General features: G+C 62.4%; 20 protein-coding genes and 1 riboswitch. Of the genes, 6 read left to right on the forward strand and 14 right to left on the reverse strand.

The genetic code is table 11. The features are described from left to right. Positions 1 to 50: 50 nt before the first annotated feature. Positions 51 to 611, reverse strand: coding sequence for a helix-turn-helix domain-containing protein (locus LHL23_RS04705; protein WP_226428988.1), 561 nt, complete (start codon positions 609 to 611; stop codon positions 51 to 53). A 104-nt stretch (positions 612 to 715) separates the two neighbouring features. On the opposite strand from LHL23_RS04705, the gene LHL23_RS04710 reads away from it, so the two are divergent. The 3 genes from LHL23_RS04710 (at position 716) to LHL23_RS04720 (ending at position 4,535) form a co-directional block, all read left to right on the forward strand. Then, a complete protein-coding gene (locus LHL23_RS04710) occupies positions 716 to 1,894 on the forward strand; it encodes a benzoate/H(+) symporter BenE family transporter (protein ID WP_226428989.1) in 1,179 nt (392 codons plus the stop codon). A 133-nt stretch (positions 1,895 to 2,027) separates the two neighbouring features. Continuing rightward, positions 2,028 to 3,872 (forward strand): dihydroxy-acid dehydratase, encoded by a 1,845-nt coding sequence (gene ilvD, locus LHL23_RS04715; protein WP_226428990.1) that lies wholly within the window; start codon positions 2,028 to 2,030, stop codon positions 3,870 to 3,872. Positions 3,873 to 4,046: 174 nt separating this feature from the next. Next, on the forward strand, positions 4,047 to 4,535 hold the full coding sequence (locus LHL23_RS04720) for a hypothetical protein (protein WP_226428991.1): 489 nt from the start codon (positions 4,047 to 4,049) through the stop codon (positions 4,533 to 4,535). 72 nt (positions 4,536 to 4,607) lie between these two features. On the opposite strand, the gene LHL23_RS04725 is transcribed toward LHL23_RS04720, so the two are convergent. Further along, on the reverse strand, positions 4,608 to 5,426 hold the full coding sequence (locus tag LHL23_RS04725; RefSeq protein WP_226428992.1) for a sulfotransferase family protein: 819 nt from the start codon (positions 5,424 to 5,426) through the stop codon (positions 4,608 to 4,610). A 143-nt stretch (positions 5,427 to 5,569) separates the two neighbouring features. Between LHL23_RS04725 and LHL23_RS04730 the strand changes: the two genes are divergently transcribed. Next, on the forward strand, positions 5,570 to 7,147 hold the full coding sequence (locus LHL23_RS04730) for a DUF5928 domain-containing protein (RefSeq protein WP_226428993.1): 1,578 nt from the start codon (positions 5,570 to 5,572) through the stop codon (positions 7,145 to 7,147). A 42-nt stretch (positions 7,148 to 7,189) separates the two neighbouring features. Here LHL23_RS04730 and rpiB read toward each other — a convergent pair whose 3' ends face one another. From rpiB to LHL23_RS04745, 3 genes are all read right to left on the reverse strand, one after another. Further along, positions 7,190 to 7,639 carry a ribose 5-phosphate isomerase B gene (gene rpiB / locus LHL23_RS04735; RefSeq protein WP_226428994.1) on the reverse strand — a complete coding sequence of 150 codons (450 nt, stop codon included), beginning with the start codon at positions 7,637 to 7,639 and terminating at the stop codon, positions 7,190 to 7,192. A 140-nt stretch (positions 7,640 to 7,779) separates the two neighbouring features. After that, positions 7,780 to 8,865 (reverse strand): hybrid-cluster NAD(P)-dependent oxidoreductase, encoded by a 1,086-nt coding sequence (locus tag LHL23_RS04740; RefSeq protein ID WP_226428995.1) that lies wholly within the window; start codon positions 8,863 to 8,865, stop codon positions 7,780 to 7,782. A 4-nt stretch (positions 8,866 to 8,869) separates the two neighbouring features. Then, entirely contained in the window at positions 8,870 to 10,105 is a 1,236-nt protein-coding gene (locus LHL23_RS04745) for an aromatic ring-hydroxylating oxygenase subunit alpha (protein WP_226428996.1), read from the reverse strand. Positions 10,106 to 10,212: 107 nt separating this feature from the next. Next, a riboswitch (cobalamin riboswitch) is annotated at positions 10,213 to 10,412 on the reverse strand. Positions 10,413 to 10,683: 271 nt separating this feature from the next. Between LHL23_RS04745 and LHL23_RS04750 the strand changes: the two genes are divergently transcribed. Then, complete coding sequence (locus LHL23_RS04750; RefSeq protein ID WP_226428997.1) at positions 10,684 to 11,220, forward strand: dihydrofolate reductase family protein; 537 nt, start codon at positions 10,684 to 10,686, stop codon at positions 11,218 to 11,220. Positions 11,221 to 11,235: 15 nt separating this feature from the next. Further along, positions 11,236 to 11,775: a TetR/AcrR family transcriptional regulator gene (locus LHL23_RS04755; protein WP_226428998.1), complete on the forward strand. Its 540-nt coding sequence runs from the start codon at positions 11,236 to 11,238 to the stop codon at positions 11,773 to 11,775. 73 nt (positions 11,776 to 11,848) lie between these two features. Here LHL23_RS04755 and LHL23_RS04760 read toward each other — a convergent pair whose 3' ends face one another. The 9 genes from LHL23_RS04760 to pssA form a co-directional block, all read right to left on the reverse strand. Then, positions 11,849 to 12,493 (reverse strand): DUF1523 family protein, encoded by a 645-nt coding sequence (locus tag LHL23_RS04760; protein ID WP_222479042.1) that lies wholly within the window; start codon positions 12,491 to 12,493, stop codon positions 11,849 to 11,851. An 11-nt stretch (positions 12,494 to 12,504) separates the two neighbouring features. Then, positions 12,505 to 12,771 (reverse strand): hypothetical protein, encoded by a 267-nt coding sequence (locus LHL23_RS04765; protein ID WP_226428999.1) that lies wholly within the window; start codon positions 12,769 to 12,771, stop codon positions 12,505 to 12,507. 187 nt (positions 12,772 to 12,958) lie between these two features. Then, complete coding sequence (locus LHL23_RS04770; protein ID WP_226429000.1) at positions 12,959 to 14,320, reverse strand: DUF6638 family protein; 1,362 nt, start codon at positions 14,318 to 14,320, stop codon at positions 12,959 to 12,961. Continuing rightward, on the reverse strand, positions 14,317 to 15,117 hold the full coding sequence (locus LHL23_RS04775) for a hypothetical protein (RefSeq protein WP_226429001.1): 801 nt from the start codon (positions 15,115 to 15,117) through the stop codon (positions 14,317 to 14,319). The genes LHL23_RS04770 and LHL23_RS04775 overlap by 4 nt, the downstream gene beginning before the upstream one ends. Positions 15,118 to 15,238: 121 nt before the next feature. Then, a complete protein-coding gene (locus LHL23_RS04780; RefSeq protein ID WP_226429002.1) occupies positions 15,239 to 17,176 on the reverse strand; it encodes an ATP-binding protein in 1,938 nt (645 codons plus the stop codon). Between the two features lie 139 nt (positions 17,177 to 17,315). After that, positions 17,316 to 18,437, reverse strand: coding sequence for a hypothetical protein (locus tag LHL23_RS04785; protein WP_226429003.1), 1,122 nt, complete (start codon positions 18,435 to 18,437; stop codon positions 17,316 to 17,318). A gap of 134 nt (positions 18,438 to 18,571) precedes the next feature. Beyond that, positions 18,572 to 19,654, reverse strand: a complete 1,083-nt coding sequence (locus tag LHL23_RS04790) for a hypothetical protein (protein WP_222479030.1) — start codon at positions 19,652 to 19,654, stop codon at positions 18,572 to 18,574. Between the two features lie 172 nt (positions 19,655 to 19,826). Beyond that, the gene (locus LHL23_RS04795; protein WP_222479028.1) at positions 19,827 to 20,450 is read right to left on the reverse strand and encodes a class I SAM-dependent methyltransferase; all 624 of its coding nucleotides are present in this window, start codon (positions 20,448 to 20,450) and stop codon (positions 19,827 to 19,829) included. A gap of 25 nt (positions 20,451 to 20,475) precedes the next feature. After that, positions 20,476 to 21,222, reverse strand: a complete 747-nt coding sequence (gene pssA / locus LHL23_RS04800; protein WP_222479026.1) for a CDP-diacylglycerol--serine O-phosphatidyltransferase — start codon at positions 21,220 to 21,222, stop codon at positions 20,476 to 20,478. Positions 21,223 to 21,457 lie beyond the last annotated feature (235 nt).

Consider the following 21,457-nt stretch of genomic DNA (forward strand, 5'->3'; position numbering starts at 1 on the left):
CACTTGCGCAAGTGGTAGGCAGTCCAGAGAAAATACACAAGTGAAGCACATCAATCCCGCTGCGTCAGAACCGCCTGCCGGTAATGATGCATGTTGAGGAAAGCCGCGCCGGTCTCCCGGCTGCGGTAGCCATGCGGCTGATCGGCGGCAAAACGCAGGCCCTGGCCCGGCTCCAACGCCACCCATTCGCCATCCCGCAGCACCTCCATGGAGCCCTGCAGCACATAGACTTCCTCGGTTACGCCGGTGTCATGCGGCTGAGACTGGTGGCTCTGCCCCGGCTTCAGAGTCACCTGAAAGGTCTCCGCGCCTAGCAGCGGATCAAACGGAAAGACGATCTTCACCCCGATGCTGCCCGGAAACTGCACCGTCTCATAGACACCGGTCGCAGCACTCACGGGCCGTGCGGCCTCACCCAGCAGGGCGGTCAGCGGCAGGTGGAAGCCCTTGGCGATCTTCCAAAGGGTGGCAATTGTCGGGCTTGATTCGCCGCGCTCGATCTGCCCCAGCATCGCCTTGCTGACCCCTGTGATCTCCGCCGCCTTGCTCAGGCTAAGCCCTGCCGACGCGCGGATTTCCCGCAGGTTCAGGGTGATGCCGTCATCGCTCATTGTCTCTGCCCGTCAGAAAAGTCTTGTGCGCTATAACGCACGGACTGTAGTGTGCGCTATAACGCACGCCACCCTACCCTGCCCGGCCGCCAAGGAAAACCCGCATGCTCAAGGACCTGAAGCTTTCGCATATCGTTTCCGGCGCGGTGGCCGTCCTGGTCGGCTACACAGGCTCGGTTGCCATCATCTTTCAGGCGATCGAGGCCGTCGGCGCCACCCAGGCCCAGGCCAACAGCTGGATGCTGGTGCTGGGGATGGGCATGGGGATCACCTGCCTGATCCTGTCGCTGATCTACCGGATGCCGATCCTGACCGCCTGGTCGACACCGGGCGCAGCGCTGCTGGCGGTCAGCCTCAACGGCGTGCCGCTGGCAGAGGCGGTGGGCGCCTTCCTTCTCTGCGCGGTGCTCCTGACCCTCACCGGCCTCACCGGCTGGTTCGCCGCCCTCTCCCGCCTGATACCGGACAGCCTGGCCAGCGCCATGCTGGCGGGCATTCTGTTCCAGTTCGGCCTCTCCGCCTTCACCTCGCTGAGGACCGACACTGCGCTGGTGGCGGTAATGGGCCTCACCTTCCTGGCCGGGCGCAAGCTGTTTCCCCGCTATACCATTCCCGCGGTGCTGGCCGCCGGTGTGGCCTGGTGCGCAGCCACCGGCGCCTTCGGCAGCCTGGAGGCACTGGACATGACGCTCGCCCGCCCGGAATTCGTGATGCCCGCCTTCTCGCTGCCGGTGCTGATCGGCATCGGCCTGCCGCTTTACATCGTCACCATGTCCTCGCAGAACATGCCCGGCGTGGTGGCGCTGCGGGCCTGCGGCTACGAAACACCTGTCTCTGCCAGCCTGACTGTCACCGGCCTCACCTCGCTGCTGCTCGCCCCCTTCGGCGGCTTTGCCTTCAACCTCGCCGCCATCACCGCTGCCATCTGCGCCGGGCCGGAAGCGGACGAGAACCCGGACACCCGCTATCTGGCAGGCGTGATGACGGGCCTTGTCTACATTCTGGTGGGGCTGGGCGGCGCCACCGTGATCAGCTTGTTCATGATCGCCCCCAAGGCGCTGGTCGCGACCGTCGCAGGCCTGGCGCTGCTGGCAACCATCGGCAACAGCCTCTCCGCTGCGCTGGCTCAGCCGCAGGCGCGCGAGGCCGCGCTCATTACCTTCATGACCACGGTCTCCGGCATCAGTTTCTATGGAATCGGGGCGCCGTTCTGGGCGCTGGTGCTGGGCCTTCTGGTGAATCACTGGCTGAAAAGCCCCGAACCTGCGCCCGCCCGCGCCTGAGAAACAGCCCGAGAGACATTTCGCCACTGAAATCCGGCGCAATCTGCGCCAAAATTATCGAACAGCCCCCCGGCCGGTTGCCTTTGTTGCGCAAATCGTGTCCCTGAGGGCAAAGACTAAGGGAACCAGCCTGATGCCAAAGTACCGATCCAGAACCTCCACCCATGGCCGCAACATGGCGGGCGCGCGCGGACTGTGGCGCGCGACCGGCATGAAGGACGATGATTTCGGCAAGCCGATCATCGCCATCGTCAACTCCTTCACCCAGTTCGTGCCCGGCCACGTCCACCTCAAGGACCTGGGCCAGATGGTCGCCCGCGAGGTCGAGGCGGCCGGCGGCGTCGCCAAGGAGTTCAACACCATCGCGGTGGATGACGGCATCGCCATGGGCCATGACGGCATGCTCTACTCGCTGCCCTCGCGCGAGGTGATCGCCGACAGCGTCGAATACATGGTCAACGCGCACTGTGCAGACGCCATGGTCTGCATCTCCAACTGCGACAAGATCACTCCGGGGATGCTGATGGCCGCCATGCGCCTCAACATCCCGGCGATCTTCGTCTCCGGCGGCCCGATGGAAGCGGGCAAGATCGACATCGCCGATCTGGACATGAAAAAGATCGACCTGGTGGACGCCATGGTGGCGGCGGCGGATGACAAGTTCACCGACGAGCAGGTGAAGCATATCGAGGAAAACGCCTGCCCGACCTGCGGCTCCTGCTCCGGCATGTTCACCGCCAACTCGATGAACTGCCTGGCCGAGGCCCTGGGCCTGGCGCTGCCGGGCAACGGCTCGACGCTCGCCACCCACGCCGACCGCAAGGGTCTGTTCCTGGAAGCCGGCCGCAAGATCGTCGAGATCACAAAGCGCCACTACCAGGACGAGGAAAAGGGCCTGCTGCCGCGCGAGATCGCCACTTTCGAGGCTTTCGAGAACGCGATGAGCCTTGATATCGCCATGGGCGGCTCCACCAACACCGTGCTGCACCTCTTGGCCATCGCCAATGAGGGCGAGGTGGATTTCACCATGTCCGACATGGACCGGCTCAGCCGCCGGGTACCCTGCCTGTGCAAGGTCGCTCCGAACATCCACAACGTCCACATGGAGGACGTGCACCGTGCCGGCGGCATCTTCTCGATCCTGGGCGAGCTGAGCCGCGCAGGGCTCTTGCACAACGACTGCCACACCGTGCACTCCTCGACCATGGGCGAAGCGATTGCCAAGTGGGACATCAAGGTCGCCAACAACCCGGAGGCCGAGGAGCTGTTCAAGGCCGCCCCCGGCGGCGTCCGCACCACGCAAGCCTTCTCTCAGGCCAACCGCTACAAGGAGCTGGACACCGACCGTGAAAACGGCGTGATCCGCGCCAAGGAGCACGCCTTCAGCCAGGACGGCGGCCTTGCGGTGCTGTTCGGCAACATCGCCCGCGACGGCTGCATCGTGAAGACCGCGGGCGTCGATGAACACATCCTCAAGTTCACCGGCTCAGCCTATGTCTGCGAAAGCCAGGACGCGGCAGTGAACGACATCCTGACCGGCAAGGTCAAGGAAGGCGACGTGGTGGTAATCCGCTACGAAGGCCCGCGCGGCGGTCCGGGCATGCAGGAAATGCTCTACCCGACCTCCTACCTGAAGTCGAAGGGCCTGGGCAAAGCCTGCGCGCTGCTGACTGACGGTCGTTTCTCCGGCGGCACCTCCGGCCTGTCGATCGGCCATGTCTCCCCCGAGGCGGCCGAAGGCGGCACCATCGGCTTGGTGCGCCAGGGCGACAAGATCGAGATCGACATCCCCAACCGCACGATCCATCTGGCTGTCTCCGACGAGGAACTGGCGGCACGCCGCACGGAACAGGACGCCAAGGGCTGGAAACCCGCCGAGCCGCGCAAGCGCAAGGTCTCCAAGGCCCTGAAAGCCTATGCGCTGCTCGCCACATCGGCGGCCAAAGGCGCCGTGCGTGCGCTGCCGGACGAAGACTGAGGCGCAAAGGTCCGGCCCGCATTTAACACCCGCCGCACTAATTGCGACGGGTGTTAAATCTCCGAAAGGTTGATTTTTACCGATTGCTCCAGACGCATACCATTCTAAAAACAAGACCGAGAAGACCTAGTCCATAACTTGCCCTGCCGAGTAGCCGCGTTTTTGAGGAATTAGATGTTTAAAAAAATGGCCTTGATGCTTGCACTGATTTGTCCAGCGACAGCATCCGCCAAGCCCGAAAAGTTTCTCTGCACCTTTGGGAATGGCCGGAGCTATGCTTCTGATTTCACAAAGTTCCTGTCCAACCACGCAGTATTCGTGATGGATGCGGAAAATGGTACGGCAACGGCTTACGATTCATATGTCCACCTGATGCATCAGTCGCCAATTCCCGCGCGTTTCAAAAAGAAGGGCGACGGAAAATACCAGCTTCGCTGGAAACTCGTTGGTGTGCCGGTTGAGGTTACAAGGTCCGATCGCGACGGTTCGACCCGGATATATGATAGCAAAGTCACCTTTCGTTACTCATTTCTATTTGACCCGGCCACGAAACAGGGCTTTCTCTCCGCACGAGGTGGAGGCAAAAGCTTCAAAACGACGGCTAGGATGAGCTGCGAGGAAACAAACCGGAACATTGTCTTTCAGACACTGCAACCAGTCTGACGGCTTGCTTCACGCTTTGCAGAGCCCGCGAGCCGGTTACCTCTGCTGCCAGCCTGCTTGAACTTTGCCCCCCTACTCCCCCAGCTTGGCGTGCACCTCATCCAGGTCGATCTCGCCCACCGGCATCTTGTTGGCCGGGTTCTCGAAATCGTATTTGAACAGCTCGAAATCGCGCTTGTAGATCTCGTAGACCAGATGCATCGACAGGTCGTCGAAATAGTCCTCGACCGGATGCGCGCGCTTGGGGCCGTGGCCCTCGCTTTCGTTGAAACGCGGGATCGCGGCCAGGTCCACGGGATGCGGCGTCTCGATTGCGTCCAGCACCCCTTGCATCCCGTCATTGAAGGCCTCGGTCCAGAAGATCCGGTTGTAGCGTCCGCCGTTCAGGATGAAGGTCGACACATGCCCCGACATTGCCGACCAGTGGATGTCCGGGTCCATCGGGCGGCGCCAGCGGATGGTGTCGCGGGCAAACAGCAGGAAACGGCGAAAGCTCTTGATCTGGTCGAACTCCTGCTTGCCGTCGTCGCCGCCGACCTCGATCCCGTATTCATAGGCGAGCTTGGGCACCAGGTTGCCGCGGTAGCGCCGCCCGTTGCGCTGGATGCCGCAGATCTTGTCGAAAAACGAACTGAGGATGCGGGTATAGGGGTTGCGCACGCAGGTGAAGGCATAGGACCGCTGCCCCTGCACATTGCGGGTGATCACCTCCTGGCTGTGCTCCAGCGCCCATTTGTGCAGGCCGTCCTTGGCATCATGGATGTCGCCGTCAAAGAACCGCCCGTGATCGGAGTAATAGAGGATCTGCCCGATCGTCGAGCAGGCGCATTTCGGCACCACCCGGTAGACCACACTTTCACTTTTCGTCATCCAGGTGCCGGGAAACCCCATCCGCTGCCCTCATTTGCTTCTTGCGCCGTGTACCAGCACTAATTGCATATGTTTACCGAAACGGGAACTATCTGGTTTATTCGTGCCCTTGGCGCGCTTATCAAGGTAAACAATCAGGCAGAACAAGGCAGTCCGTCCTCCCCATGGCAAAAATCGCATATATCTTGCTGTGCCATAAAGACCCTGAGGCGATCATCCAGCAGGCAGAGCAGCTGACTGCGTCCGGCGACTGCATGGCGATCCATTTTGACGGGCGGGCGCCTGACGAGGACTACCAGAAGATCCGTGAGGACCTGGCAGGCAATCCGAATGTGGCCTTTGCCGACAAGCGGATCAAATGCGGCTGGGGCGAATGGTCCCTGGTGCAGGCGACGCTGCAGGCACTGCAGCGCGCGGTGGAGGAGTTTCCCCGCGCCACCCATTTCTACATGCTGTCGGGCGACTGCATGGCGGTGAAGACGGCGGAATATGCCCACCGTTTCTTGGACCAGAACGACAAGGATTTCATCGAAAGCTTCGATTTCTTCGAAAGCGACTGGATCAAGACCGGCATGAAGGAGGACCGGCTGATCTACCGGCACTTCTTTAACGAGCGCAAGCACAAGCAGCTGTTCTACTGGAGCCACGGCTTGCAGAAGCGGCTGGGGCTGCAGCGCGAAATCCCCTCCGACATCCAGGTGCAGATTGGCAGCCAGTGGTGGTGCCTGCGCCGCCGCACGGTGGAGTGGATCCTGGACTTCACCGCCAAGCGCCGCGACGTTGTGCGGTTCTTCCGCTCCACCTGGATTCCGGATGAAACCTTCTTTCAGACCCTTGTGCGCCACCTCATCCCGGAGGCGGAGATCGAGCCCCGGACCCTCACCTTCCTGATGTTTACCGACTACGGGATCCCGGTGAATTTCTACAACGACCACTATGACCTGCTGCTCAGCCAGGACTTTCTGTTCGCCCGCAAAATCAGCCCGGGCGCCAAGGAGCTGAAGTCGCGGCTGGGGCGGCTCTACGCGGCGCGCGGCGTGGACTTCCAGATATCCAACGAGGGGCGCAGCCTGTATCAGTTCCTGTCCCAGCGCGGCCGCATCGGGCGCCGCTTTGCGCCGCGGTTCTGGGAAACCGAAAGCACCCTGGGCCGCGAGCGCGAGCTGCTAATCGTGATCTGCAAGAAATGGCATGTCGCCAAGCGGTTGCTGGAGAAGGTCCGCCACGCAACCAATATCCCGGCCATCGAATACCTGTTCAACGAGGAAGACACCCCGCTGCCCGATCTCGGCGGCATCCAGGCTGCGCTGATGAAACGCACCCGCCACCGCCGCGCGCTGGTGCGGATGCTGTTTGAATACTACGGATCCGATCAGCTGATCATCTGCCTGGACCCTGCCGACATCGACCTGATGAACGATTTCCACTCGGACCGGTCCACAACCCGCTTCCTGCTGATCGAATGCGACTTCAGCGAGGACTACCTGACCGGACACGCGCACCGGGTCGGGCTTGCGGGGGAGCGCACACCGCAGCTGGCGCTGGAACGGCTGCTGCCGTCCATCCGCAATGACATCCACCATGAGGCGGACCGCATCCGGGATGCCGGGTTCAGCCAGCTCTACCAGATGCGCGAAAGCAGCAGCCCGGAGGAAAACGCAAGCCAGCTCAGCGGGTTTCTGGGCCTGTCTGCGGAACAGGCCCGGCAGATTGCCGGAACCCGCTATCTGTTTGCGGACTGACCTGGGGCCTGCGCCCGGCCGGCACAGCCGGGTCTGAACCTATCAGTCTTCCAGCGCCTTGATCATGTCAACGCGGGTGCCGTGGCGGCCGCCTTCGAACTCTGTGCCCAGGAAGGCATCGACAATCTCCAGCGCCAGGCCTTCACCAACCACGCGGGCGCCAATCGACAGCATGTTGGCGTTGTTGTGGGCGCGGATCATCTTGGCCGAGAACGTGTCGGAGCAGACACCGCAGCGGATGCCCTTCACCTTGTTCGCCGCCATCATGATGCCCTGGCCGGTGCCGCACAGAACGATGCCCAGCGCGCACTCGCCAGAGGCCACCAGCTCCGCCACGGCGGCGCCATGCTTGGGGTAATGGGTGCTCTCAGGGGTCTGCGGGCCGATGTCCTGCACCTCCCAGCCCTGTGCTTCGATATGGGCGGCAACGGCCTTGCGCAGCTCGATGGCGGCGTGGTCGCTGGAAAGGGCAATGCGTTTGCTGGCAGTCATGGTTTCGGGGTCCTGTGTCGCAACGGGGATATGAGGGTTGGCCCCGTGTTGACCAAGGGACGGGCGCGGCGTCAATCACTTTGTTGCCGCAAGCCCGGACCGGCAGGAAAAGGAGGGCCCGCGACAGGCCCTCCCTTGGCTCAGATCGCGACCTCGACGCGGCCAATCGGGTTGGAGCAGCAGGCCAGGATGTACCCCGCCTCGATGTCCTCCTCCGAGATGCCGCCGTTGTGGACCATATGCACATCGCCTGCGGTCTTCTTGACCTTGCAGGTGCCGCAGATGCCGAAGGTGCAGCCCGACGGGATGTTGAGGCCCGAGGCCTTGGCCACCGCCAGCACCGTGTCGGTCTCGGTGCAGGTTGCGGTGACGCCCGACGCAGCAAAGGCGATCTCGGCGGCAGCGGTCTCTTCCGGCACCACATCGTCCAGCTCCGGCGCATCGGCCTCGGTCTCCACCGGCGCGCCAAAGCTTTCCTGGTTGTAGTTCTCCATGTCGAAGCCCAGGCCGTTCAGCATGTCGCGCACCGCCTGCATGAACGGCTCCGGCCCGCAGCAGTAGACCTCGCGCTCCAGGTAGTCGCCCGCGATGATCCCCAGCATGATCTGGTTCAGCTGTCCGCGGTAGCCGGTCCAGACCTGATAGGGATCATCCTCTTCCACCACGAAATGCAGCTTGATCCCCGGCACCCGCGCCGCCATGCCCTCCAGCTGGCGCCGCGCGATGATCTCGCTGGGCCGCTTGGCGCAGTTGATGAAGCAGACATCGGGCGACTGGCCGCGGTCGAACAGGTACTGGGTCATCGACAGGCTGGGCGTGATGCCGGAGCCAGCGGAGATGAACAGAAACTTGCCGTTCGGGCGTTTCGGCAGGGTGAACACGCCCGCGGGGCCGGAGGCCTTGAGGAACATTCCCGGGCGCAGGTTGTCCAGCATCCAGCGGGTGCCGATGCTGTCGGCCTGCGCCTTGACCGTCACCGAGATCGACAAGGGCCGCGACGGCGAGGAGCTGATGGTGTAGGTCCGCCAGACGGTGCCGCCCGGCACCGGCAGCTCCAGCGTCAGGAACTGGCCCGGCTGGTACTTGAACCACGCGCCCGAAGGCGCGCGGAAACTGAAGGTGGCGGTGTTCGGCGCTTCCGGCACGACCGAGACGCATTCCAGCATCTCGTCGTCCTTCCACGCCAGGGTCTCGTCCAGCGTCTCGAAATTGGCCTGCAGTCCCATGCGCTTACTCCGCCGCGATCAGGTGGCGGCCGGTCAGCGCGCGGGTCAGATGCTCGGCGTACCAGTTGGAGAACTGGATCACACCGCTTTCCTGTACTTCCGAATAGGGGCCGGGCTCATATGCGGGCGAGTTGATGCCGCGCTGGTTGTCCTCAACCACGATGCGGTCCTCGTCGTTGGTGGCAACCCAGACCTCGGTCAGCCGCTTCAGGTCGTAGTCCTGGCCTTCAACCGCATCCTTGTGCACCAGCCATTTGGTGGTGACTTCGGTCTCGGTCGGGCTGATCGGGGTCACCCGGAACACGATGGAATGATCCGGCAGGAAGTGGTTCCAGGTGGTCGGATAGTGGAACTTCAGCAGCGTGCCCGCATCGGCAAACGGCACCCGGCCCAGCTTCTTGGCGACAGCCGCCTTGCCGTCCATGGTATAGCTCTCGGCGCCCTCATTCAGCGGCATCCGCGCCACCCGGTACTGGCCGCGCGCATCGATCTGGAACTGCGACGGCACACCTGCCGCCTCGATCCGGTCGAAGTGCTTCTGCAGGTGCGGCGGGGTCTCGCCGCCCTCGACGCCGGTGACGGACGGATCTTCCGGGAAGGTCCGGCACAGCGACGGGTGGTTGCCGCCGCAGTGATAGCACTCGCGGTTGTTCTCCCAGACCAGCTTCCAGTTGCCGTTCTCGATGATCGAGCTTTCATAGGCGACCTTGGCGTTGCCCAGGTCGTGCGGCTCCAGATAGGGGCGCGCCACTGCGGCAAAAGCGTCGAAGTCCGGCGCCTCATCCGCCAGGCAGATGTAGATCAGCCCGGCCAGGTCGCGGCAATGCACCGGCTTCAGCCCGTGCTTGGAGGCATCGAAATCCGGCCCCATGTCGCGCGCCCACAACAGCGAGCCGTCCAGCTCATAGGTCCACTGGTGGTAGGGGCAGACCAGCTTGGGCGAATTGCCCTTCTTGGCCTTGCAAACAACAGAACCGCGGTGGCGGCAGGCATTGTGGAACGCACGCACCTCGCCATCGGTGCCGCGCACGATGATGACGTTGTAGGCGCCGACCTGATGGGTCACGAAATTGCCCGCCTTCGGGATCTCGCAGGCGGGAATGGCAAACAGCCACTCGCGGTAGAAAATCTGGCGCATGTCCAGATCCAGCACGCCCGGATCAGTATAAAACGCCTGCTCCAGGGAATAGTTTTTCTGACGGGCCACCAGTTTGGCCAGAATTTCGCTGTCGTGAAGCATCTGCTTCTCTCCTTTGCCGCATCCCCGCGGCAGGTTGGCTTGGCTGCGGGCATGGATGGAGAGATCGCAGGCCACGCGCCTGCAACCGCCCCGCCGCCGCCCGCGGTTGACGTTTTCGGGGCAAGGCTGGTTTCCGGACTGTCCCGGGGCCATTCGGCGGCGGGGCCTGGCACCTTCCCGAAACCATTGGCCTCAGTGGTTTTTGCCATGCCTTGCCCGGGGTCACCGTTGCGGGGGCAGTGCCGGAATTTCACCAGCTTCCCAATTCTCCGCCCCAAGGGGCGGCACCTTGCTGAGGCGCAAACTGCCCTAATCCCGGCCCCCAAGCGGAGACAAATCCGACCCGCAAAAACCGGAAAAAGACATGCATGTTTGCCGCCCGCGGCGGGACAGGGATGTCCAGAATCTCAAACCGGCATCCGCCGGTCCGTTTGCGGCAAGCGCTTATCTTTCATGCGGTTACCAGCTGCTAGGCACACCGAATCGATTCGCACGCAGCGAGTCTTGCGCCGGCCTCTTGGAACGCGAATTGCATTAATTTATATGGCATATAGTTTAATGGTCCCCAGGAGAATCCGATGACCACAGGCCACGTCTTCATCGCCACCAGCCTCGACGGCTTCGTGGCCCGCCAGGACCATTCACTGGATTGGCTGCACAAACAGCCCGTTGCCGAAGATGACGATGGCGGCTTTGCGGCCTTCATGGACAGCGTCGACGGGCTGGTCATGGGAACAGGATCATTCCGCACTCTGCTGGGGTTCGGCCATTGGCCCTACACCAAGCCGGTTGTGGTCCTCAGCAGCAGCCTGACCGAACAGGACATTCCCGAGGAACTGAAGGACAAGGTACGCCTCAGCACCGCCGCACCCGCAGACCTTATGCAGAAACTGCAACAGGAGGGCTGGACCCGCGCCTATATCGATGGCGGGCGGATGGTGCAGTCCTTCCTGCGCCAGGGGCTGATCGCCGATCTGACCATCACAACGGTTCCGATCCTGATCGGCAGCGGCATCCCCCTGTTCGGCAGTCTGGACCAGGACATCGACCTCCAGGTGGCAAGCTCCCGTATTCTGCCCACCGGCATGGTCCAAACCACATTCCGGGTGGCCTGACCAATGCCCCCGCGCATGGGGCGCCCTCCCAAGGGCAGCCGCACCCTCAGCAAGAATGATGTGCTGGAAAAAGCCCTGCAGCTGCTCGACGAGGGCGGCAGCAAGGCCCTCACCTTCAAAGCACTGGCAGCAGCGCTCGGCGTCACCCCGATGGCCGTTGCCCATCACGCCGGCACCAGGGATGAGATGATCGCAAGCCTCGTGGCCATTGCGTTCAAAGGATCCGACACCCAGTCAGAGGCAGCAACACCCAAACTGCGGCTGCGCGGCCTGATGACCCGCTACTGCGCCCAGGTGACCCGGCACCCGGAGCTGGCGAAATGCATCCTGGAAAACCCGTCCTTGATTGGCCCCTCCCTGACAAGGCTGACGCAGCTCATCGAGGCGGAAATTGCAGCCGCAGGCGTGACCGGCGCAGAGGCCCGCACCCTACTCTGCCTGCTGGTGGATTACACACACGGCTTTGCCTTTGCCGCCGCTGCGGCACCACGCGGGGCGCTTTCGGATGACGACTTCACACCGGCACTGGACTGGGTTCTCCACCGTATCGAATAAAAAAAAGCGGACCCGTTCAGGCCCGCGCATCCGCTTGTGTCTTTCAGAGCCGCCGATCCGGCGGCCCCTCTCGTCACTTCGATTTCCAGGTATCCAGCCAGCGGCGGAACCGGCCTTTGCGCTCGGCAATCGCATCGCCCGCCGCATAGAGGCTGTCCTCGGCACTTTCGATCATCGGATCGATCCGCGCCTGCCGGAACCGGCGCCAGCGCACATAAATCGCCCACAGAAGCGCCGCCAGCAGCACCAGGAAGATGATCGAGAACCAGTTCGTTGGCTTGTCCTCCGGCCCCGCCACCGGCTTGATCGTCACCGCATTGGGGAAGATCGACAGGAACTCGTTGCGCCAGCCGTAATGCAGCACCGCCACCCACTCCGGGTTTGCCTTGGTCGAGATGCTGTCATTGGCGTCCGTATACAGATTCGCGGTGTCGAACTTGAAATATGGCGGCCAGTTCCAGCCGGTATCCTCGTTGCGGTAGACCATGTTGCGGCCGTTGCCGCGCACCGCCTGGATGAACTGCACATCGCGGTTGATCAGCTCTGCCGACTGGTCGTCCGGCTTGGACCAGAAGATCCGGGTCCAGTCGTTCAGCTCCTGCCGCTCCTCATAGGTGTTGACGATCCGCACCACGTCGTACTGCGGCAGCGTGTAATGCAGGAAGGCGCCGAACAGCACCCAGAAGGTAATCAGGAAAGCCCATTTGATGAAACGCATTGGGGTGGACCTCACATGAAGTTAATGACGTAGATCAGGAGCGCCAGCGCCCCCAGCGGGATGATGTAGACCAAGAGGATCAGCTTGCGCCGGAACGAATTGTCGTATTGCTTCAGCCCCCGCTGGATGAAGGCCGCACGGTCGCCGGTCAACCCTTTCTCTTTCCAGCGCCGCTTCAGCTTCAGCCGCCGCATCTCGCGCGAGTACAGCGACACCACGGCGTAGACCACGGTCAGCACCACCAGAAGGATCAAGGCAAGGCGGATAAAGCCGAACATTCAGCAAGCCTCCCGCGGTGCAGGCCAAGCATCCCATAAAGGAGGTTCGCGCCCGTCTCCGAGGGGGGGGGCAATTCGCGCCCGCCGTCGTGCTGAAAGCACGCCTCCGGCATGACGGGGGCGGGGACGGGCGCGAACCGGGCTGCAAGCAGCCCGGGAAGAAAGATGCTTCTTACACAGTGTCATCTCAACGCCCCCTCACCCGGTTCACAGCACCCCAGGGGCCAACCCGGTCAACCATCCCCTTGCGCCGGTTCCGCGGCAGCTTGGGCATCCGCCCCTCCATATCCGGCTCATGCCCGAACAGCGCCTCGCGCGCGCCGGCCTTGTCCACCGCATACTCCCGCGCCAGGAACTCCGCCGCATAGGCCTTCTTGGTCTCCGGCCAGCCGCGGTACTGGCGGTAGAATTCCTCCTTGTGGCAGATGAACATCTGGCGGAAGTCATGCGGGCTCAACTCTGCCAGCAGCATGTTGACCAGATCGCGGCAAGGCGTGTCCGACGCCCTGAGGCTATAGAAATAGGCCGGATGGTCCGAGGTGATCCGCGGCCACTTGCCGCCGCCCTCGGCCCAGCGCACCAGTGCTGCCAGCCCCTCGAACTCCTCCGGCAGCTCATCCGCATGCCGCGCCGCCATCCGCCGCAGGTCCGACCGCGACAGGCCGGTCAGGTCCCGGCCCTTCTCCGTCAGGACCGACACCGCCAGGAACCCCATCTTCTGCCGCAGGATCGCCGCGCCATCGACACCGCGCGCGCGGATCACCGGCTCCGCCAGCCCGTTCAGCTCCAGGAACTTAGCAATCGCATTGCGCTGGGTCAGGTCGAACACATGGCGCAACGGCACGCCTTCGGGCTTTGCCCCGCTGGCAATCACCGCCGGGTGTTCCACGTCCTGAAACAGGTACAGCCCGCCGAAATGCGCGGTCCAGAAGTTGCCCTGCTCAAAGACCTCATGCTCTAGGTGCACCGGATTGCGGGTCACATCGCCGGTCTGTTCCGCTGTCGCAATCATCTGTTCGATCAGTTCATCGTCAAACCAGGCATCCTCCCCGGTCTTGAACCGCTCCACCAGCGCTGCCAACTGGTCCGCATGGCGCAGCGTGCCGCGGGTGGTGTCCGCCTCGATCCGCACCTGCCGGATGTCGAACAGGCGCGCGGGCGAGGACACCTCGAACACCGAATTCACCAGTTCCCCCGCCACCGCATCGGTCGCGGTCAGCGCAAACAGCTGGCGTTCATTGACCTCGATGAAACGGCGCAGGATGTCCCGGCTGGTGGAGAATTTCACGTGAAGCAGCGGGCAGCGCTTCTGCTCGGTGCTGAGCAGAATGAACTGCCGGTTCACGCCCGCATGGTTCAGATAGTGATCATCCCCCAGTTCATCCCCGATTTCGGGCGAAAACCCCGAGATATCGACGTGGAAATCCGTGAGTTGCGTGGTCTTGCCGGTCAGATGCTTCAGCGCGCGCCTATAGCGCTCCACCAGCGCGGGCGAAGCCACATGGAAGAGATTGCCGAACATCAGGCCATGCTGGATGAGGCGTTTCATTCGACCTCCATAGGCGCAAAATGAGATTGTTCGCTCCAAGGCCCATTGTGCACGAGGTCATCTATGTCCAGCTGGAGCTTCTGGATACGCAAATTCTCTAACCTTTGCTGCTGGTCATTTCCAAGTTTTGGAGCCAATTCTCCAATTTTTTGCAAGATCTTAGAGATTTCTTCATAGTAACCATACCAAGCTCTTAACTGCATACCTCCAGAAGCAAATTCTCCATCACGTTCATTCCAAAACATTGATACTTTTCCTGAATTTCTTAACAGGTACTCATCTATGGTTTCCTCTTTTCTGGAAGCGAAGAAGCTCTTTCTCTTTTGATCATAGTTTTCCCGCCCCCAAACATTGGCCTCCCTGCTTTCGCGATCGATAGCTTCACTCAATCCTTCAAGCAGTCGCTGCAAATATAGGCCTGCTTCATTTTCTTGCCTTTGGCGCATCTCATCCGCGAAAATTCCCGCCTGTGCATCAAGAGCCGTGGCCATTTTCGAGTATTCAGTACGTGCCTGCTTCAACTCGCGGCTTTGCATGAAAGTAGAGGCGACTACCCAGACCAGAACTAAAACCCCTGCCAAGCCTGCTAGAGTGTCTCCCATTTCATTTGGGCTAGCCGCCCAGAACAAATCGAACTTCTGGGAACAGACAAAACGCCCTAGAATCCTGCATTCCTGCATCGAAGCGACCTGCCAATATGCAACACAAAGGCCAATGGTCACTGAAAATGCCAAGAAGACTGGATGCAGTATAAATTGAACTACCTTGCCGATCGGCGACTTAGACTCTTCTTTCATCTTGCAGATCAAACCTCCCCGCCCGAGACGCTTGCGGCTCGGACAGCGCCCGTCCGCCCCCCTGGGCGGGCGCTCCGCTTCCGCCCGCGGACAGGCTCTGCCCTTCTGTGGAGAAGAACGCTCACCCCTTCCCCTCCAGATACCGCCGCTTGGCCTCTTCCTGCCGCCCGAAGTCGCGCACCATGTTTTCAATCGCCACTTCATCCGACTTGTCGGCATAGCGGAATTCGCTGTCAGCGTAGCGGTTGATCTCCTGCACCACCATGTCGACCGTGATCGGCACCCGCAGCTCCGCAATCATCGCGGATTTGGTCTCGTAATCCTTGAACAGGAACAGCTCCGGGTTCTCCATCCATTCATCCGGCAACTCGAAATCCATCGCCCGGACCTTGACCGCATCGGTGATGTTCTTGATGGCACGGCCGGTAAACCGCTCGTCCGCAGCTTGGATCGCCTTCAGATAGGTGCCGAGCTTGGCCAGATCATCCAGCTCCCCGATCTGGTCGTGCACCCGGCCAAAGACCTCCATCAGCCCCGGCTCCTGCGGGCAGTTGTGCGCCTCGAACGACCGCGCGACTGCCTTCTTGATCTCCTGCGCGCCGTACAGATCATGCTCGCCCAGCGGGATCGCATGGTTCTTGCCCATCAAGAGCGTCAGGATGTCGATGTAATCCTCCCGCGTCTGCGGCCCGTCCACCAGGAACCGCGCGCCCGCCCGCTGGCGCAAGGCGTCGTCCACGTTCTCCGGGTAGTTGGAGAACATGCCAAAGGTGCAGTTGCCGCGCACCACGGTATTGGCGCCGGCAAAGGCCTCCATGAACACCGCCGTCACCTCCTGCTGGCCGGCGCTGGACTGCCGGTCGCCGCGCTTGCCTGCGATCTGGTCGATGTCGTCGATGGTGCCAAAGCCGATGACACCCGGGTCGATCACATTCTGGATGAAGGATTTGGCGTTCTGGCCGGACTTGCCCTGATAGCTGTCGATATTGTCGATGCCGAAATTCTGGTAGCGGAAGGCATAGCCCGCATTCTGGCAGTAATCGTGGATCAGCCCTGCCATCATCTGAATGAGCGTCGTCTTGCCGGTGCCCGGCTTGCCGTCGCCCATGAAGGTGAAGATGAAGCCGCCCATCTCGGCAAACGGGTTCAGACGCCGGTCGAAATCATAGGCCATCAGCATCTTGGAGAGTCTTAAGGCCTGGTACTTGGCGATATGGTTGCCAACCACCTCATGCGGCTTCTTGAATGCCATCGTCAGGGTGGTGGACTTAGCCTTGGCCGCCGGTTCAAACCCGCTGATGGTCAGATCATCCGCCTCCACCCGCCAGGCGGCAGCAGTGAACGCCTCCAGCCGCGGCGCAGTCTGGGCGCGCAAGGCCGCCTTTTCCATCAGCTGCTCGGCATAGGCCGCCGTGGCCGCAATCAGATGCGCATCATCGGGGGCATGCAGCGCCAGCTTCTGGTCCAGCTCCCACAGCGCCCCGTGCAGGGCAAGCGGCGCGTTATCCGTCAGCAGCTCCTCCGCCTCGCCCACCTCGGCCTGCGTCTCGCTGCCGTGCGGTGCCAGCAGATAGGCCGCGGCATTGGCAAACACATGCGCCGCAATCAGCGCCTCGGCGGCCAGCAGTTCGGTGAACTCCCCCTTGCGCGCCGCATCCAGGGACCCGGCCAAATTGGCCCGCTTCAGATCCGCCAGGCCGGACACATCCGCATAAGCCTCCCCCATCGCCAAGGAGACCGCCAGCGCCCGGCGCAAGGCGTGCTGCAGGGTCGCCTGAAGGGGCGAGGTCAGCGGATCATCCTCATCCGCGGCCTCGATGCGGGCAATCAGATGCACCCCTTCGGGCCGCGCGGTGGAGCGTGTGACCAGCCCGGGCGTGGTGGAGCGGAAGCGGCGGGTGCGGGCAATCCCTGGCGAGCGCTCCGGCGGCTTGCCCTCCGCCTGCGGCTTGGCAATGCGCGGGGTGTGGTCAAACCCCTCCAGCATTGCCGCCGCAGCCGCGTAATGCTTGCGGATGTCCTCTTCCCGCAGCTCCATCTGATTGCCTGAAATGCCCATCTCTTCCTCTCAATCCGTCGCTTGCGGGCCTAAAAATCCCACCCGCTTTCATCTTTCCAAAAATACTCCCGGCCCGCTGCCCCGCAGGCGGCTTTGCCGCCGAGAGTGGGGGGCCGCAGCCGGCAATACGCGCAGGCGCTCAATACCGCAGCACCTGCCCGGCATCGCTCACCACGAACTTCTGCACATCGCCGAACCCCGGCGGGTCCAGCTCTGCCAGCACCTGGAACGGGCGCTGCGGCAGAATGATCGCGCGCTGGGTCCGGGTCGCCCCGGTATCGGCGCCGCGCCCGCCAAAGGGATCCAGCGCAAAGATCTCCCGCTCCACGGTGCCGAACCAGCCCGCACGCTCCTCGCGCACGTCCTCGCTTTCCAGCTCCTCCAGTGTCCAGGCCAGCGCCCAGTCCTGGCCCGCGGGCGCCTCCGCCTCCTCCAGCACCCGGTGCAGCGGGCCGGACTGCTCGGTATAGGCAGAGGAATACATCGGCCCGACGTGGTAACGGCGCAGATGCTTGGGGTGGAGGTCGTCGAAATCCTCGTCAAATCCCTTGGCAATCGTCACCAGCTTCAGCCCCGCCAGCGCCTGCGCCATCAGATGCGCCTGCACTTCCGGCCAGCGCCGCTCATCCTTGGGCAGCGCCACCTTGCCGCTGTCCTCCAGCTCCATCAGGTAGATCACCGGCAGGTTCACCTGGCTGTCATAGGCCGCCCAATGCAGCAGGAACCGGCGCCGCCGCTCGCCGATGTTTTCCAGCCATTCGCAAACCGGGTCGTTCTGGACCCAGAACAGCTGCCCCTTCAGCAGCTCCTGATAATAAAGCCGCTGCGACAGGGCGAACTGCAGCTTTGCCGGCACCGCCCGGTCCGAGATGATGGTGCGCACCATATCGTCCTTCAGCTGCGCCTCACTGGCCATATTGGCCAAGTGCCGCTCCGCCTGCTGGGCGTCATTGGCCATGGTCATCAGCTCTGTTGCCACCGGAAAGCCGCTGTCGCGCTTGTCCATCGCCAGGCTGCCGAAAAACCGCCCAGTATCGCGCCCCGCCATCAGGTATTTCATCGAAAGCGCGCGGAAGGTGAAGTTCAGCCGCATCAGGTAGGCGGTCAGCACCTTCACATCGGATTTCGACAGCCGCCCCTCCGCCTGCATCGCCGCCGCCACCCGGGTCAGATGCCGGATGATGGTCTCGAACTTCTTGAAATACCGACGCGAGGCGAAGGTATCGCTGAGGCCTGCGTGGTCCTTGGCGGGATCGGTCATCGCCGCAGGCTTTCTTCTTCGGACGTGCCGCCTGCGGCACGGGCAGCGCCCGTCCGCCCCCCCGGGCGGGCGCTACGCTTCCACCCGCGGCCGGGCTCCGCCCTGTTTTGCTCACAAAAGACCATCAAGGATGATCACCCCCCATACAGGTTCTTGTCGTGCTTCTCGACAATCGCCGCGAACCGGCGGGCAAAGCGTTCATCCGCCTTGGCCTTCTTCTCCAGCACGTCGCGGGCGAACACCATGTTGCCCTCATGCGCTTCCAGCATATCGGCCATCTTCTGGTTGGTCGCGGTGCCGATCGCCGCCATTGCGGTCTGGGCTTCCTTGTCGGTCTGCACCCCGATCTCGTTGATCCTATGCGCCACATCCTGCTGCTGCGCGGTCTTCAGCGATTTGGTCAGCGCGTCATACAGCACCACCCGCTGCTGGGTGTCCGTCTGCAGCTTGTTGATCAGCACCATCTGCGTCGCCGCCTGGTTCTGCAGGCTGTCGACCCAGGTCTTGCCCTTCTCGATATATCGCTCCAGCGTCTGGGATTTCGCAAGCTTCACCTGCTCCTCCTGCACCAGCGCGTTGTATTTGGCGTTGATCTCGGCCAGCTCGGTCTCCAGCTTGGTGCGCGCGGCGGCGTCCTGCTCGACCGAGATCTTGTTCTCCAGCTCGATGATCTGCGGGTCCAGCGCCACAATCTGCGCACGCACGCCCTCCAGCTCCTGCACGGTGAACTCGCGGTCGTCCAGAGTGGCCGACAGGTTCACCTGCACCTTCTCGCGCTGCTCTTCCAGGGTGGCCAGCTGGCCTTCCAGCAGCTTCACGATCACGTCCGACTTGGCGATCAGATCCTGCAGCTTGTCGTCGATATTGGCAGTGCGCATCCGCTCCTGGCGCATCGAGTCCGACTTTCCCTTGGAGAAGAAACCGACAAAACTCTCCCAGCCGGTCTTGGACCGCATCTCGTCAAAATCCTTGGAGAACGCCGCCGTCACATCATCCAGCCCCATGATCAGCTCGGCGATATTGGCGTTCATCACCTCGGTATGCGCGTGCACGTCTTCCAGCGTCGCGTTCTCGATGTCGATGCTGGCATCCTCGCCCGCCTCGATCTTGCTGCGCGCGGCCTCGATCCGCGCCGTCAGCGCCTCAATCTTGGACTGCGACTCGCGGACCTTGTCCTGGCTTTCCGACACCATTTTTTCAAATTGGGACACACTCATCGCATCCGCTCCTTCCCTGTAAATAACTGAGCCTGATATGGGGATGTAAATTGATTTTACATCCCCTGGGGCGGTGCAATTCCACCCGTTTCAGACGCACTGTTGCAGACAGGCCGCACAAAGAAAAGCCCCGGAGGATCCCCCCGGGGCTGCATTGCGGAAACAGGGTGTTTCACATCGTCTGCTGCTTGCCCAGCACCAGGAATGTCATCATCCCGAAGGGCGGGATGCTTTCCTGAACCTCGACCTGCAGCCGGTCCTCCTGCAGCACCGTTTCCAGCGCGAAATCCGAATGCCAGCCGATCACATTGGCCAGCGGCGCAGACAGCTTTTCGAGCGAGGCCCGAACCCCCTTGCCGCTCTTGAAATGGTTGGTGACCACCAGCTTGCCGCCGGGTTTCAGCACCCGCGCAATCTCATGCATCACCTTGTCAGGGTCCGGCACCACCGACAGCACATGCATTGCCGCCACCGTGTCGAATGAATTGTCCGGAAAATCCAGCTGCCGGGCATCCATCTGCCGCAGCGCCTCGACCTGTTTCAGCCCCTGCTCCTGCACCTTTCCCCGCGCCTTTTTCAGCATGTCGTGGCTGAAGTCGATGCCGGTCACCTGCAGATGCGGCGCGTAATGCTGCAAGGAAAGGCCAGTGCCGACCCCAACCTCCAGAACCTTGCCCTCTCGGGAATTGATGTAACGGGTCGCCCTGCGGCGGCCAGAGCGCGTCACCGCGCCGAACGTCCTGTCATAAACCGGCGCCCAGCGCGCATAGGATTCTTCAACTGCCTTGATATCCAATTCGTCCCTCCCCGGACGTCTTGGGCTAGTCTTTTGGCTTGGAAACCAGCCCCCAAATCACCATCGCAACGTAACCGAGGCATAGCACAACCAGCACCGTCCATGCATAGGTCAGTAATGCCGCAGCCATGAAGGCAAAGCCCACAAGCAGGTACTTAACATTCTCGCGGGAGATTTTAACCGCTTTCGGCGACCAGGTCGGAATGTGGCTGATCATTGCCAGCCCCACCAGCACCATGGTGAGGCAGATCAGCAGCTCATGCAGCACCGGTTCGCGGCTGCCATAAGCATAGGAGGCAAACATCGGCAGCAGCGCCAGCAGCGCCCCCGCGGGCGAGGGAATGCCTTCGAAATAGCCCTTGCGAAGCTTTGGCGCTTCCTCCTCCGACTTGCTGCTGACATTGAACCGCGCCAGCCGCACCACGCAGCAGACCGAGAACACCAGCACCGAAATCCAGCCGATGCCCCGCATGTCCTGCAGCGCCCACAGGTAGATCACCATCGGTGTCGCCACCCCGAAGTTCAGAAAATCGGCCAGCGAATCCAGCTCCGCCCCCATCTTGCTGACGCTGCGCAGCGCCCGCGCCAGCCGCCCGTCCAGCCCGTCCAGCACCGCCGCCAGCAGGATCAGCATCACAGCCAGCTTGAAGTTGCCGGAGATGGCAAAGCGGATCGCCGACAGCCCGGCGCAGATCGCACCGATCGTCATCAGGTTCGGCATCAGCTGAATCAGCGCAAATTCGGATTTCTTCTTTTCCGGGGCATCATACATGGCGGTGGCTCTTTCTTCCTCGCGGCGGCACATACGCGCGCTGCTGCGAGAGGATAACATATCGGCAGGCTGTGCCGTGGCGCACATATGCCCCAAGACCCACCCCGGCGCAACGCTTGTGCCCGCCCGCGCTGAATTGCCTCCGTTCAGTTGGCTGGCCCGCGGATCGGGCCCTCAGGCCGCTTTGGCACCGGCACCTCCCAGGGGCGCCGGCGGGCATTCTCGCAGCCCGGGC

Origin of the sequence: Leisingera sp. McT4-56, assembly GCF_020514995.1 — a bacterium.
Classification (GTDB): domain Bacteria; phylum Pseudomonadota; class Alphaproteobacteria; order Rhodobacterales; family Rhodobacteraceae; genus Leisingera; species Leisingera aquaemixtae_A.